15 protein-coding genes are annotated in these 14,018 nt (G+C 73.6%); 11 read left to right on the top strand and 4 right to left on the bottom strand.

Translation table 11 applies throughout. The annotated features are described in order from the left end of the window. The first annotated feature begins 15 nt into the window (after positions 1–15). The 7 genes from ACWGB8_RS08830 to hypE all read left to right on the top strand — a co-directional run bounded on the left by ACWGB8_RS08830 (position 16) and on the right by hypE (position 6,433). Positions 16–135 carry a DUF6893 family small protein gene (locus tag ACWGB8_RS08830; protein WP_452211636.1) on the top strand — a complete coding sequence of 40 codons (120 nt, stop codon included), beginning with the start codon at positions 16–18 and terminating at the stop codon, positions 133–135. A 142-nt stretch (positions 136–277) separates the two neighbouring features. Further along, complete coding sequence (gene hypA / locus ACWGB8_RS08825; RefSeq protein ID WP_452211634.1) at positions 278–706, top strand: hydrogenase maturation nickel metallochaperone HypA; 429 nt, start codon at positions 278–280, stop codon at positions 704–706. Continuing rightward, positions 694–1,389, top strand: a complete 696-nt coding sequence (gene hypB / locus ACWGB8_RS08820) for a hydrogenase nickel incorporation protein HypB (RefSeq protein WP_452211632.1) — start codon at positions 694–696, stop codon at positions 1,387–1,389. Before hypA ends, hypB begins: the two co-directional genes overlap by 13 nt. Then, a complete protein-coding gene (gene hypF / locus ACWGB8_RS08815) occupies positions 1,386–3,806 on the top strand; it encodes a carbamoyltransferase HypF (RefSeq protein ID WP_452211630.1) in 2,421 nt (806 codons plus the stop codon). The genes hypB and hypF overlap by 4 nt, the downstream gene beginning before the upstream one ends. 74 nt (positions 3,807–3,880) lie before the next feature. Then, the gene (locus ACWGB8_RS08810) at positions 3,881–4,201 is read left to right on the top strand and encodes a HypC/HybG/HupF family hydrogenase formation chaperone (protein ID WP_452211628.1); all 321 of its coding nucleotides are present in this window, start codon (positions 3,881–3,883) and stop codon (positions 4,199–4,201) included. Then, positions 4,198–5,337, top strand: coding sequence for a hydrogenase formation protein HypD (hypD, locus tag ACWGB8_RS08805; RefSeq protein WP_452211626.1), 1,140 nt, complete (start codon positions 4,198–4,200; stop codon positions 5,335–5,337). Before ACWGB8_RS08810 ends, hypD begins: the two co-directional genes overlap by 4 nt. Continuing rightward, on the top strand, positions 5,330–6,433 hold the full coding sequence (hypE, locus tag ACWGB8_RS08800) for a hydrogenase expression/formation protein HypE (protein WP_452211624.1): 1,104 nt from the start codon (positions 5,330–5,332) through the stop codon (positions 6,431–6,433). Before hypD ends, hypE begins: the two co-directional genes overlap by 8 nt. A gap of 28 nt (positions 6,434–6,461) precedes the next feature. On the opposite strand, the gene ACWGB8_RS08795 is transcribed toward hypE, so the two are convergent. The 4 genes from ACWGB8_RS08795 to ACWGB8_RS08780 all read right to left on the bottom strand — a co-directional run bounded on the left by ACWGB8_RS08795 (position 6,462) and on the right by ACWGB8_RS08780 (position 9,147). Next, positions 6,462–6,689 (bottom strand): hypothetical protein, encoded by a 228-nt coding sequence (locus ACWGB8_RS08795; RefSeq protein WP_452211622.1) that lies wholly within the window; start codon positions 6,687–6,689, stop codon positions 6,462–6,464. Next, positions 6,673–6,951 carry a DUF6400 family protein gene (locus ACWGB8_RS08790; RefSeq protein WP_452211620.1) on the bottom strand — a complete coding sequence of 93 codons (279 nt, stop codon included), beginning with the start codon at positions 6,949–6,951 and terminating at the stop codon, positions 6,673–6,675. The genes ACWGB8_RS08795 and ACWGB8_RS08790 overlap by 17 nt, the downstream gene beginning before the upstream one ends. A 271-nt stretch (positions 6,952–7,222) precedes the next feature. Beyond that, positions 7,223–7,984, bottom strand: coding sequence for a potassium channel family protein (locus ACWGB8_RS08785; protein ID WP_452211619.1), 762 nt, complete (start codon positions 7,982–7,984; stop codon positions 7,223–7,225). A 185-nt stretch (positions 7,985–8,169) separates the two neighbouring features. Further along, positions 8,170–9,147, bottom strand: a complete 978-nt coding sequence (locus ACWGB8_RS08780) for a GNAT family N-acetyltransferase (protein ID WP_452211617.1) — start codon at positions 9,145–9,147, stop codon at positions 8,170–8,172. 191 nt (positions 9,148–9,338) lie between these two features. Here ACWGB8_RS08780 and ACWGB8_RS08775 point away from each other — a divergent pair, with 191 nt between their 5' ends. The 4 genes from ACWGB8_RS08775 (at position 9,339) to ACWGB8_RS08760 (ending at position 13,997) form a co-directional block, all read left to right on the top strand. Beyond that, complete coding sequence (locus ACWGB8_RS08775) at positions 9,339–9,827, top strand: YfbM family protein (RefSeq protein WP_452211615.1); 489 nt, start codon at positions 9,339–9,341, stop codon at positions 9,825–9,827. A 152-nt stretch (positions 9,828–9,979) separates the two neighbouring features. Then, positions 9,980–11,071, top strand: coding sequence for a hypothetical protein (locus tag ACWGB8_RS08770; RefSeq protein WP_452211614.1), 1,092 nt, complete (start codon positions 9,980–9,982; stop codon positions 11,069–11,071). A 79-nt stretch (positions 11,072–11,150) separates the two neighbouring features. Then, positions 11,151–12,539 (top strand): DUF4241 domain-containing protein, encoded by a 1,389-nt coding sequence (locus ACWGB8_RS08765; RefSeq protein ID WP_452211612.1) that lies wholly within the window; start codon positions 11,151–11,153, stop codon positions 12,537–12,539. Positions 12,540–13,190: 651 nt separating this feature from the next. Further along, complete coding sequence (locus ACWGB8_RS08760) at positions 13,191–13,997, top strand: WD40 repeat domain-containing protein (protein ID WP_452211610.1); 807 nt, start codon at positions 13,191–13,193, stop codon at positions 13,995–13,997. Positions 13,998–14,018: the final 21 nt, after the last annotated feature.

Here is a 14,018-nt window from a genome sequence, read left to right as displayed (position 1 = left end):
CCCATGGAGAACACCGTGAGCAAGCACCCCCTCGGCACCGCCGTCCTCGTCGCCACCACCGTCGTGGCCGGCCTGGCCCTCCTGCGGGGCGTCCTCCCCGACCTGCGGCGCTACCTGCGCATCAGCCGGATGTGACCCGCCCCCGGACCGGGCGGTCCGGAGCCCGCTGCACCGAACGGATGACACCGCGCACGCCGACCCGGCGCGCCGGGCCGCGTCCGCACGCCGCCCGGCCTCCAATGGGGGCCGGGCAGTGCCGAGCCGGGGACGGAGAGCGATGCACGAGATGTCCGTGGCCATGGCCGTCGTCGACCAGGTCCAGGAGACGGCCCGCGCCCGCGGGGCCGCCGGGGTCGAGCGGATCACCCTCGACGTGGGCGAACTCGCCGGCGTCGTCGCCGACTCCCTCGCCTTCTGCTTCGAACTCGCCTGCGCCGGCACCGTCGCCGAAGGCGCCGAACTCGTCACCCGCACCGTCCCGGGCAGCGCCCGCTGCGAGCCCTGCGCCACGGTGTGGGAGGTCGGCATGCCGCCCAGCCTGCTCTGCCCCCGCTGCGGCGGCGCCGCCGTCGAACTCGTCGCCGGCCGGGAACTGCGCATCCGGGAGGTCCGCTGGACCGACCCCGATTCCGACCCCGCCCCCGAGACCGGCCTTGCACCCCCGAACCCACCCACCACCGAGGAGAACCGAGCATGTGCCGAGTAGTCGACCTCCAGCGCGCCGTCCTCGCCAGGAACGACGCCGCGGCCGGCATCCTGCGCACCGAACTCGCCGCCCGCGGCACCACGGTGGTCAACCTGCTCTCCAGCCCCGGCAGCGGCAAGACCGCCCTGCTGGAGAGCGAACTGCGGCTCGCCGCCGAGCGGGGCATCAGTACCGCCGCGCTCACCGCCGACCTGGCCACCGAGAACGACGCCGAACGCCTCGCCCGCACCGGCGTCCCCGTCAAGCAGGTGCACACCGACGGCCTGTGCCACCTGGAGGCCGACATGGTCGCCCGCCACCTGCACGACTGGCTGCCCGAGCACACCCGGCTGCTGTTCGTGGAGAACGTCGGCAACCTCGTCTGCCCCGCCGGCTACGACCTCGGCGAATCACTGCGCGTCGTCCTCGCCTCCGTCACCGAGGGCGAGGACAAGCCCCTCAAGTACCCGACCGCCTTCGGCCTCGCCCACCTCGTGGTCGTCACCAAGACCGACCTCGCCCGGGCCACCGACTTCGACGAGGCCGCGTTCCGCCACAACGTCCAGCAGGTCAACCCCGGCGTCGAGGTCGTCCTCACCTCCGTCCGCGACGGGCACGGCGCCGGCACCCTGCTCGACCGCGCCCTGGCCGCGGCCGGCGGAACCCCCGTCCACAGCCCGCTGATGGCCAAGGCCGGCGTGTGACCGCAGCACGGCCCGGCACCGCACCTGCCGCGCCTGCCGCAGCCGCACCGCAGCGCCACCGCGTGGTCGTCCGCGGCGTGGTCCAGGGCGTCGGCTTCCGGCCCTACGTCCACGCCCTCGCCACCTCGCTGCGCCTGGCCGGCCACGTGACCAACACCGCGGAAGGCGTCGTCGCCGAGGTCGAGGGCCACCCCGCCGACGTCGCCGCGTTCTGCGCCCGCATCGGACCGGACGCACCACCCCTCGCCAGCGTGGAGTCCGTCGAGACCACCGAACTCGCCGCCGGCGGCGACAGCGGGTTCACCATCGTCCCCTCCCGGCAGGGCGGCGCCGTCCGCACCCTCGTCCCACCCGACACCGCCACCTGCGACGCCTGCCTCGCGGAACTCGCCGACCCCGCCGACCGGCGCCACCGCCACCCCTTCATCACCTGCACCCACTGCGGCCCCCGGTTCACCATCGTCACCGGCCTGCCCTACGACCGCCCCCAGACCACCATGGCCGGCTTCCCGATGTGCCAGGACTGCGCCCGCGAGTACGAGGACCCGGCCGACCGCCGCTTCCACGCCCAACCCGTCGCCTGCCCCCGCTGCGGCCCCCGGCTGCGCCTGGTCACCGCGCCCGACGCCCCCTTCGCCCCACCCGCCCCCGACACCGACCCCGTCGACGCCGCCCGCCGACTGCTCGCCGACGGCGCCATCCTCGCCGTCAAGGGCCTCGGCGGCTACCACCTCGCCTGCGACGCCGCCAACCCCGACGCGGTCACCGAACTGCGCCGCCGCAAGGCCCGCGGCGACAAACCCTTCGCCCTGATGGCCGCCGACCTCGCCACCGTCGAACCCCTCGTCCACCTCGGCCCCGAGGAACGCGCCCTCCTCACCGGCGACGTCCGACCGATCGTCCTGCTGCGCCGCACCGCCGACCCCCGCCCGCACCCCGCCGCCGCCCCGGCACCCCAGGTCGCCCCCGGCAGCCCGGACCTCGGCGTCATGCTCCCGTACACCCCCGTCCACCACCTGCTGCTCGGCCTCGGCGCACCCGGGCAGGACGGGCCCCGGCTCCTCGTCATGACCAGCGGCAACCTCTCCGGCGAACCCATCGTCACCGACGACACCGACGCCCTCACCCGGCTCGCCGGCCTCGCGGACGCCTGGCTGCTGCACGACCGCCCCATCCACGTCCCCTGCGACGACTCCGTCGTCCGCGTCTGCGACGGCGAACAGCTGACCCTGCGCCGCTCGCGCGGCTACGCCCCGCTGCCCGTCACACTGCCCGTCGAGGTCGCCCCGGCCCTCGCCGCCGGCGGCGACCTCAAGAACACCTTCTGCCTCGGCCTCGGCCGCAAGGCCTGGCTCTCCGCCCACCTCGGCGACATGGACGACCTCGCCACCCAGCGCGCCCTCACCACCGCCGCCCGGCAACTGGAGAGCATCACCGGCGTACGGCCCGGCCTGCTCGCGGTGGACCGGCACCCCGGCTACCGCTCCGCCGACTGGGCGCGCCGCAACGCCGCGGGCCGTCCAGTCGCCGCCGTCCAGCACCACCACGCGCACATCGCCTCCGCCATGGCCGAGCACGGCCTCGACGGCAGCACACCGGTCCTCGGCGTCGCCTTCGACGGCACCGGTTACGGCCTCGACGGCGCCGTCTGGGGCGGCGAGTTCCTGCTCGCCGACTACGCCGGCTTCGAACGCTTCGCGCACCTCGCCTACGTCCCGCTGCCCGGCGGCGATGCAGCCGTCCGCCACCCCTACCGCATGGCCCTCGCCCACCTGTACGCCGCGGGCCTCGCGGCCGACCCCGCGCTGCCCTGCGTACGCGCCTGCCCGCCCACCGAACTCCCGCTGATCCGACGACAGTTGGAGCGGGGACTGAACTGCGCCCCGACCTCCAGCATGGGCCGGCTGTTCGACGCCGTCTCCTCCCTCGCCGGAATCCGCCACCACACCACCTACGAGGCCCAGGCCGCGATCGAACTGGAGGGCGCGGCCCTGCGCGCACCCGGCGACCTGGACGGCGACGAGCGCTACGCCTTCCGCCTCACCACCCCGACCACCGGCGGCCCGCACACCGCCGACCCCGCGCCGCTGCTCGCCGCGGCGGCCGACGACGTACGCGCCGGAACACCCGCGGCCGCCGTCGCGGCCCGCTTCCACGGCGCCGTCGCACGCCTGGTCCACACCGTCTGCACCGCCGCCCGCGACCGGTACGGCGTGCAGACCGTCGCCCTGACCGGGGGAGTGTTCGCCAACACCGTGCTGTCCTCGGCCTGCGCCCGCGCACTGGACCGGGACGGGTTCACCGTGCTGCGCCACCACCGGATCCCGCCGAACGACGGCGGCCTGGCCCTCGGCCAGCTCGTCGTGGCGGCCCGGGTCGCGGCCGGGGCGGCCCCCGGCGCGGCACCAAGACCTTGAGTCCCGCAGCGCGACCCTGAGATCGCACCAAGACCCTGAGATCGCACCAAGACCCTGAGACCGAGGAGAGGCACATGTGCTTGGCGGTACCCGGAAGGGTGCTCGACGTCGAGGACCGGGACGGCACCCGGATGGCCACCGTCGACTTCGGCGGCGTGGTCAAGGAGGTCTGCCTGGAGTACCTGCCGGACCTGCAGGTCGGGGAGTACGCCATCGTCCACGTCGGGTTCGCCCTGCAACGCCTGGACGAGGAGTCGGCCAGGAAGACGCTGGAGCTGTTCGAGACCCTCGGCATGCTCCAGGAGGAGTTCGGCGACCCGTGGGAACCGGTCGCCGAGGCCCCGGAGGGCGAGCGCCCGGCCCGGGACGGCTCCGCCGGGGAGGTGCAGCGGTGAAGTACATCGACGAGTTCCAGGACCCCGCGCTGGCCCGCCGGCTGCTCGACGAGATCCATGCCACGGTCACCCGGCCCTGGGCGCTGATGGAGGTCTGCGGCGGCCAGACGCACAGCATCATCCGGCACGGGATCGACCAACTCCTCCCGGAGCAGATCGAGTTGATCCACGGGCCGGGCTGCCCGGTGTGCGTCACCCCGCTGGAGGTCATCGACAAGGCCCTGGAGATCGCCTCCCGCCGCGGCGTGATCTTCTGCTCCTTCGGCGACATGCTGCGCGTCCCCGGCACCGGCCGGGACCTCTTCCAGGTACGCGGACAGGGCGGCGACGTCCGGGTCGTCTACTCGCCGCTCGACGCCCTGCGGATCGCCGAACAGAACCCCGACCGCGAGGTGGTGTTCTTCGGCATCGGCTTCGAGACCACCGCCCCGCCCAACGCGATGACGGTCCACCAGGCGCGCCGGCTGGGCCTGCGAAACTTCAGCCTGCTCGTCTCGCACGTCCGGGTGCCCCCCGCCATCGAGGCGATCATGCGCTCCCCGGAGTGCCGCGTCCAGGGGTTCCTGGCCGCCGGCCACGTGTGCAGCGTGATGGGCACCGAGGAGTACCCCGAACTCGCGGCCCGCTACCGGGTGCCGATCGTGGTCACCGGCTTCGAACCGCTGGACATCCTCGAAGGGGTGCGCCGCACCGTCCGCCAACTGGAGCGCGGCGAGCACACCGTCGAGAACGCCTACCGGCGGGCCGTCCGGGACGAGGGCAACCCGGCCGCCCGGGCGATGCTCGACGACGTCTTCGAGGTCACCGACCGGGCCTGGCGCGGCATCGGCGTCATCCCCGACAGCGGCTGGCGGCTGTCCGAGCGCTACCGCGAATTCGACGCCGAGAGCCGCTTCCGGGTCGAGGGGATCGACACCCGCGAACCGGCGGAGTGCCGAAGCGGCGAGGTCCTCCAGGGCCTGCTCAAGCCCCACGAGTGCGAGGCGTTCGGCACCACCTGCACCCCGCGCTCCCCGCTGGGCGCCACGATGGTCTCCAGCGAGGGCGCCTGCGCCGCCTACTACCTCTACCGGCGGCTCGACCGCGGCACCCCGTCCCGGCAGTCCCGGCCCCTGGAGGGCAGCCCCGTTGTCTGACACCACGCGCACCACCCCGTTGTCCGACACCCTCCGCATCGACGCGACCCCCGACATGCTGGCTTGGACCTGCCCGGCTCCGCTCGCCGACCGCTCCCGGGTCGTGATGGGCCATGGCGGGGGCGGCGCGATGTCCGCCGAACTGGTCGAGCAGATCTTCGCCCCCGCCTTCGGCGGACCGGAGCTCTCGGTCACCACCGACGCGGCCGCCGTCCGCCTCGGCGGGGCCAGGATCGCCTTCTCCACCGACTCGTTCGTGGTCCGCCCGCTGTTCTTCCCCGGCGGCAGCATCGGTCACCTGGCCGTCAACGGCACGGTGAACGACCTCGCCATGAGCGGGGCCCGAGCGGCCTACCTCTCCTGCGGCTTCATCCTGGAGGAGGGTGTCGAGACCGACGTCGTGACCCGGGTCGCCAACGACCTCGGAGCCGCCGCGCGCGCCGCCGGCGTGCAGGTGGTCACCGGGGACACCAAGGTCGTGGAATCCGGCCACGGCGACGGCGTCTACGTCAACACCTCCGGGATCGGGGTGATCCCCGAGGGGGTGGACCTGCGCCCCCAGCGGGTCGTCCCCGGCGACGTGGTGATCGTCAGCGGCCCCATCGGGCTGCACGGCGTCGCGATCATGAGCGTGCGCGAAGGGCTGGAGTTCGGCGTAGAGATCGAGAGCGACTGCGCCGCGCTCGGCGGGCTCGTCGAAGCCATGCTGGCCGTCACCCCCGACCTCCACGTGCTGCGCGACCCCACCCGCGGGGGCCTGGCCGCCTCGCTCAACGAGATCGCAGCCGCCTCCGGCACCGGCGTCGTCATCCGGGAACGGGCCGTCCCCGTCCCGGACCCCGTCGCCAACGCCTGCGCGGTGCTCGGACTCGACCCGATGTACGTGGCCAACGAGGGCAAGCTCGTCGCCTTCGTCCCGCGGGAGTCGGCCGACGCCGTCCTGGCCGCCACGCGTGCGCACCCGCTCGGGGCGGGCGCCACGGTGATCGGCGAGGCGGTCCAGGAGCACCCGGGCATGGTCGTCGCCCGCACCGGCCTCGGCGGGACCCGCGTGGTCGACATGCCGCTCGGGGAGCAGCTGCCGCGGATCTGCTGACGGCCGACGGGTGCCCTGCGGTGGGCCGTCAGTGCTTCGGAGCGGCCCTGCGGGAGGTGTCGAGGGTCCAGGTGTGGGTGCAGTTGGGGCACTGCAGATGGACCTTCGGCCCCTTGTTGGCGATCAGGTAGCGCCAGTGCTCGGAACAGTTGCGCCGGTCGGTGCACGTCGCGCAGCCCCGCGCGTCGTCGCACCCCGGGCAGGCCACCCAGGCCCGGCGGGAGCGGTCGGCGTGGGGATCAATCGGAAGTCGCACGACCGTCCTCCTTGTCGGGCCGTCCGGGCAGCACGCCCGCTGCGACCAGTTGGTCGTGGATCCGCTGCTGCTCGGCGTCCAGGCCCGAGTAGAGGAGCGCGTACGCGGCCTCCTCCTCCTGCAGGACCGCCACCGGGTCCCAGTCGGGTCCGAGCGCGGCCATGACCTCGGCCCGCCGCCGGGCCTCCTCGGCGGTGAGGTCGATGGTGAAGCCGACGAGGTCGGGCTGGGAGTGCTGGTCAGGCTGGGGGTGCTGGTTCATGGTGGAGCTTCCGACGCAGTCGAACAGTCCCTGCCACGTCTATCAGAGGGCCCGCGCGATGCGGTAGGGCGGGGGTGCGGACCCCGGTGCGTGGTCGGCCCGTTTGTTGGTCGGCTGAACGGCTCTGACCTGCGGAAATGCTGCGGGTCCGGCGCCGGCTCCGGTCGGGGCAGGGCCGTCCCGGGGCGGCTGCTGTGGGGCATCTCACGCGGGGTGTCCGGCTGCCGGGACGTGTGGCGGTTCGGTGCCGGCCCGCCGGTTCTCGGCCGGTTCAGGTCGTGGCTGCGGCGGGCTCCGGTTCCGCCGGGACCGATTCCTTGGCGGCGGACAGCTCGGCCACCTGCCGGCGCAGCTCGCGCACCTCGGCGGTGAGTTCGAGGATCGCCTGGTGGTTGAGGTGTTCGAAGCGCTCCTCGGCCTCGGAACGGGCGATGAACCAGGCGGCGATGTTGGCCGTCACCACACCCAGCAGGGCGATGCCGGAGAGCATCAGACCGACGGCGAGCAGGCGGCCGAGCCCGGTGGTCGGGGTGTGGTCGCCGTACCCGACCGTCGTCATCGTGGTGAACGACCACCACAGCGCGTCGTCGAGCGTGCGGATGTTGGCCGTGGGGGAGGAGCGCTCAATCTCCAGCACCGCCAGCGACCCGAACACCAGCAGCCCCGCGACCGCCCCGACCACGTAGGTGGTCAGCCGGACCTGCGCGGCCATCCGCACCCGCTGGCCGGCCAGCAGCAGGGTGGACACCAGTCGCAGCAGCCGCAGCGGCTGGACCAGCGGCAGCAGCACGGCGAGCAGCGAGAACGGGTGCGAGCGGACGAACCGCCAGCGTTCCTCGGCGAGCACCAGCCGCCCGAGGTAGTCACCGGTGAAGGCGGCCCACACCGCCCACTCCGCCCAGCCCGCCGCCCGCAGGACCCGCGGATCGGCCCCCGGAGCGAGGATCGGCACGGCGTAGGCGACCGCGAAGAGCACCGACAGCACGATCAGCGGGGCCTGGGTACGGCGCTCCCAGCGTTCGAGGCGGGTCATCCGCTCGTCCCTCCCTGGATGGTTCGAAAGCGGCACGACCCTCTCACATCCCGCACGGTGTCCGGCGCCACGGCCGGACGCCGCTCCGTGGCGCGGCGCATCGTGGGTGCACGGATCTTCACCCATCCGGGAGCGGTCCGGGTTGCCGAGCCGCTGGTGCACCCCGGGAGCGTGCTCCGGCGCCCTCAGCGCCAGTCGTCCAGGACGTACGACCCCGGGTGGCTGTAGCCGGACTCGTTGGGCCTGTGCATGGTCACACCCTGCAGCCAGGTCCGGAAGCCGCGGTCGATCATCCGGCCGTAGGCCTCGGGGCGGCCGAGGTTGACCCCGGCGTCGACCTGGGGCAGCCCGCGGTCGACGGCCAACTGCTCGCAGGCGTCCAGGAGCCGATCGAACCGCTCGGCGGCTCCCGTCCCAGGCCGGGCGGCGCCGACCTTGATGAAGCAGGTCTCGGGACCGGCCTCCGAACCGACGCCGGTGTGGCAGACGGCCAAACCGTCCAGTCCGCCCTCGCCGGGCAGCAGGACGGTGTCGCCCAGCCCCTGGGCGTCCAGGGAGGTGATCTCATGGGTGAGATCGAGCCCCTCGTACACCCGCTCGGTCAGCGCCCGGCAGTCGGCAAGGCGCGCGTCACGCTCCTCGACCGGCACTGCCGACAGCGCCGTCCAGTCACGGTCGCCGCCCACCGGCCCGGCCGGCCGGCGCATGATCGCGGTGAGGAAGCGCGGCCAGAAGCCGTAGCTGCGGTACAGCTCGATGTGCTTGGGGCTCTGCGCGAAGGTGAACAGGCCCAGGTGTCGGCTCCCCCAGCGGTCGAAGCAGTCCATCACGGGGGCCATCAGCTGCCGCCCGATGCCCTGGTCCCACCAGTCCGGCCGCACGGTCAGCGGGCCGAAGAAGGCGACACTGCCCCAGTTCGTGGCGAAGTTCGAGCCGACCAGCTCGCCGTCCGCGCTCGCGGCGAAGGCCGCGGCCGGGTCGGCGGCCCACCGGGGGCGGACGTAGTCGGTGCCGGCGAAGGTGGTCTCGGGCTCGGGGAAGCCGAGGAAGGTGCCGAAGGCCAGCCGCATGACCTGGTCGGCCGAGTTGAGCTCGTTCTCGACGAGCGGATGGACGGAGACCGGTGCGGTGGCGGAGCTCCGTTTCGCGGTGGGTGACGCCATGACGCTCCCCTCCTGTCAACGGCGGGGCAGGCCCGGTGCCCAGTGCACCGGGCTTCTTCCATCATTGCTCTGAACGTCCTGGACGCTCAGCCGTCCGCGCGACAGGCACCGATGGATCCCGCCGGCGTCGAGGATCGGTGCGTAGCCGACGAAGCGCTGTGGGGCCGCCGTCTAGGCTGCCGCGCACGAGCATGAACGGCGAGTACCTGCGTGTCACCCCCGAAGAGCTGGCCCGGGCGATCGACGACCCCGAATGGTCCCTGGAGCGCGCCGAGGAGATCCAGGACGCCGAGGAGGGCGACGAGCCGGCGCCCGCCGAGGCGCGCCACCTCTGCATCGACGGGACCTGGGACCTGCTGGGCTTCCTGCTGCGGCGCGCGGCGTTCCCCGTCGACCTCGTGCACGGCGGCGAACCCTTCGACGAGGACTGGGGCTACGGCCCGCCGCGCTACCTGACCACCGACCAGGTGCGCCTCGCCGCCGACGCCCTGGAGGGGACGTCGTACGACGAGCTGATCCGGGGAGTCGGATACGAGGAACTCGCCGCCGCCGAGACCTACCCGAACATCTGGGACTCGCCCGCCTCGCTGGAATGGGCCCGCGATGCGTTCGCCGGCCTGACGACCTACCTCCGCGCCGCGGCCACGGCCGGTGACGCCGTGCTGCTCTGGCTCGACTGACGCCATCCGCCTCGACAGGCGTTCACCCGCGTTCACCTGCGGAAACTCAAGATCACAGGTGCGTCACGGGCTCTTCCCTCGGGCGGGCCGATGCCGGAAGCTGACCGGCTGTGACGAAACATCTTCTCTGGGTCGGCCTCGCGGTCGCGTCCGTGGCCGTGCTGGTGCACATGGCGGGCGCCGATGCGGGCCGGCTCATGCTTATCGGTTTTGCAGGTCTCCTCACATCGAGGCTGCTCGGGGACGTCTGGACGCTTGCCACCGCCCGGCTGCAGAGCAAGCGGATCGCCCTCGTTCGCCTGGGGATCGGCCGGATCATCGCCGAGGGCGTCGTCGGCGGGGCACTTGTCGAGCTGAGGGCTCTGCCTGGCCTGCCCCTGGTCACCTGGTACACCGTTCAGGCACCGTTGGCGAGGCTGCGGATCTGGCTCGGCACGGCCCTGTCCGCCGCGCTTCAGGTGGCTCTCGGCGGGTGGCTGCTGGGCAGCAGTTCGACGTTCACGATGGGGCTGACCATCCTGGGCGCCACGGCTTGGCGGATCCTGTCCACACTCCGAGGCCCGCTCGGCACCGGCTGGATCCTCCTGGTGGCGCCGTTCCGACCGTCCGCTCTCCCGCTCTCCTCCGCCGCCAACCTCCGGGCGGCCGGCGCCGTGCTGACGGGCCGGATCGACGACCTGCGCGCCGCGGTCCCGGATCTGACGTCCGAGGACAGGCCGGAGCTGGACCTCGCCGTGCTCGCCCTGGCCGAGGGCCGGTACGAGGAGGCTGAACAGCACGGTCGTACGGCGCTGGCGGCTGCGGGGCCGTCCAGCGTGACGGCGGATTACAACCTGGCCATCAGCGCCGCGATCGTGGGCGCAGTCGACTCCGGCGAGCTGTCGCCCGACCTCGGGGCGGAACGGTTGACGGCGGCGCTGGGCGCGTTCAAGGAACCGGCGGACGTCGTGCTGTGCGGCGTCCCGGCCGCGGTCGACTTCGCGCGGTTCGAGGGCCGGCTCGACGACGCCGTGGCGATTGCCCGTAGGCAGCACGGCACGCAGACCTCCCGGTTCTGGCGTGCCGAGGGCGCATGCTCGCTGGCCGCTGCCCTCGGCGCCGTGGGTCGGTTCACCGAGGCACGGAGCGCGCTGGATGATGCGCAGCGGTTCTGCCCGGGGCTGGCTCGGATCGGGCACGTGGAGCGGCTCGTGGACCGGTGGGAGGCCGGCGTCGGCGCGCAGTCCGAGGCGGTCGGCGGCTGAGTTCCCGCACCGGCGGTGTCGGCGGGGCTCGGTACAGTCGCCTCGCATGATCGGGCTGCGTGGGGAAGGGGTCGGGCCGATGTCCGGGAAGGCTGTGGTGGAGGCCCGCTACGGGGTCGACTGGGACGCGGCGACGGGGCGGCTCGTGCACCCGTTGCCGATGGCCGGGGCGCGCCGGCGGGACGAGGACGGCGCACCGTACGTGGTGGAGCTGCGGGAGCCCGGAGGGCCGGTGCGGACGGTGGTGAGGTCGTGCGCGGCCCGGGGTGTGCTGGACGTCCTCGTCGTCGGGGAGTCGGGCGGTGTCGAGCGGGAGTACCGGTACGTCGAGCTGTGGCAGGACCGCCTGCACCTGCGTCGCTTCCGCGAGTTCGCGGAGCCCGCCGCGGCAGCCGCGGAGCCGAGTGAGGCCCCCGGCTTCGACGCGGACATCGATCCGGTCCGTCGTGCACGCGTGAGTGTGATGTCGAGTGGCGGTGGGCGGTTCCAGACGACGGCCGAGATCCCGCACCAGCACCGGACCCTGGCCCGGGCGCCCTTCGGCGACTGGAGTGCCTATCTGGAACATCCCGAGGACGTCACCGTGTCGCCCGCCGACGCCGACAACGGCGGGAGGCAGGCCGACAAGGAGGATGCGCCGTGGCCCGCGTGGGCCGAGCTCCCCGGCGCCCGCCCGCGCCACCTGCAGGCCCTGTTCACCGCCGGTGCGCGGCTCAGGGACGACGACGGCATCGCCGAGATCCAGGCCCCCGAGGTGGCCGGAACCCTCCGTCTGCCCACCGGAGAGGTCATCGCGGCCGACCCCGGATGGGTCGGGCGCGGGCTCGCGGGCCGGGACGAGCCCTTCACCGTCACCGTCCCGCCGGGCGACTACCCCGTCCTGATAGCCCGCATGAACTGGGCCGGGGAGCAGTGGGGCGAGATCACCGCGGCGAAGGTGGAGATCCGCCCCGACCGTCCGACCGCGAGCTGGGAACTCGCGCTGCGCCCTGGGGAGGACGTCCGGCTGCTGGGCGACGACGAGTTCTACGGCTTCGGTGTGGACACCGGCACCGGATGCTTCCTGGACGCGGCTGTCCTCGACGCGTTCGCCGTGGCCCGTGAGGAGGACACGGCCGTCCTCGGCGGAGGGACCGGCTCCGGGTTCCCGTCCTGGACCGACCCCGCGACCGGGGGCACGCTGATCTCCTACCCGAGCGGTATGGGTGACGGCAGCTACCCGGTCTGGATCGGCCGGGACGGCGAAGGCGAGGTCACGTGCCTCGTCGCCGACATGCTGATCCTCAGCCGGGCCGAACCGATCGCTCCCACAGCCGAGGACGACACCCCGTACCGCGTACCCGACACGGTGTCGCCGCCTTCCGGGGCACCGGTGTGTGGCCCCTTCGCCGACGCAGCCGAGTACCTGGCAGGGCTTCGCGACAGCACGGAGGCCACAGCGGGGAGCATCCGCATTCGGTGGCCGTGAAGCCCGGCCCCGTGGACGGGGACGGCCACGGCCGGCTCACGCGCTCCGACGCGGGGGCGTCAGGTCGCGTGCTCCTTGCTGCGTGTCCTCGGGGCGGCTTCGCCGGTCGTACCAGAGGCGCACGGGCGAACGGCGGGGGACACGCACGGGGGGCGGGGTTCGGCGGCCGACGGGGCGGTGCGGGGTCGGCACAGCGGGACTGCCATGACCGTTTCGGGGCCTGCGGACGGGACGGCTGGTGACGGTGGGTCCGACTAGGGTGCCGATCATGAACGACGATCTGACGTACGAGGCACCCTGGGCCGAATCCGCAACGGCGGACGAACGGTTGACGCACCCCGGGTTCCTGGTGAACGCGGATCCGGACCAGATCCTGCCGCTGCTCCACGACGACCTGCGCGATGAGCCCCGACAGGCTGCACGCGCGTACCGCGCTGCGGCTCGACTGCACGCCGGTCACTCCGTGGCCGTGCGCCGGCAGGCGCTGGCCTGTCCGCCGCGCGCGGCTACGCCCCGGAGCTCGCCGCGCGGATCATCGAGGTACCGGTGCCCGGGGAGCCCGCCGCCGCGTGGGGCGTCGACTGGGTCGGCGGCTGGGAGGCGTGCCGGTTCCGTCACGCCGTGACCGGCCGGGGTTCTGCGGTACACGCGGTGACGGCCGCGGTGTGGGACGGCCGGGCGCTGGCCGTCACCGGAGCTCAGGACGGCGGGGTCGTGTTGTGGGACCTGGCCACCGGCAAGCCGGTCGGTGAGCCGTTGCGCGGGCACGAGGGCAGGGTCCTGGCGGTGGCGAGCGCGGTCGTCGGCGGCCGCACGGTGGCGGTCACCGGCGGCGAGGACGGTTGGGTGCGGGTGTGGGACCTGGCCGCCGGCAAGGATCTCGGGGCCCTCGGGGCCCCTGTCCGCGGCCACTTCATGGAGGTCTGGGCGCTGGCGGTGGCCGTGGTGGACGACCGCCTGACGGTCGTCAGCGGCGATCAGGACGGTTCGGCGAGGTCCTGGGACGTCGGCAACCCCTTCACGGGCGGCGGCGCGGACGTGCTGGGCACGCCGGATCCGGTGGACGTCAGGCCCGAGCACACCTCCTACGACTGGTCGATGCTGCCCCTGACGGAGGATGGCGCGGTGGTGGCGACTCTGGCGGTGGACGGTCGCGCTCTGGTTGTCATCGCGGATGACGACGGTACGGTCCGCCTGCGGGAACTGGGCGTCCAGTCGGTGCCCCTCCACGGCCAGAGCGGCCGGATCTGCGCCACGACCTCCCTCACGGCGGGCGGCCGCACCCTGCTCGTCACCGGGAGCACGGACGGGACGGTCCGGCTGTGGGACGTGGCCGACGGGAGCCAGGTCGGACCGCCACTCGTGTTCCCGTTCGCGATCGGGGCGTTGGGCGCGGCGCCGGAGGGCGGGCTGCTGGTGGGCTTCGGTTCGGAACTCGCCCTGCTGTCCCCCCGCTGACCCGGGTCCGGTGGCGCCGCA

Source organism: Kitasatospora sp. NPDC054939 (genome assembly GCF_053610105.1).
The sequence above is the reverse complement of the archived record's forward strand: the minus strand, read 5'-3'. Positions and strand labels throughout refer to the sequence as shown.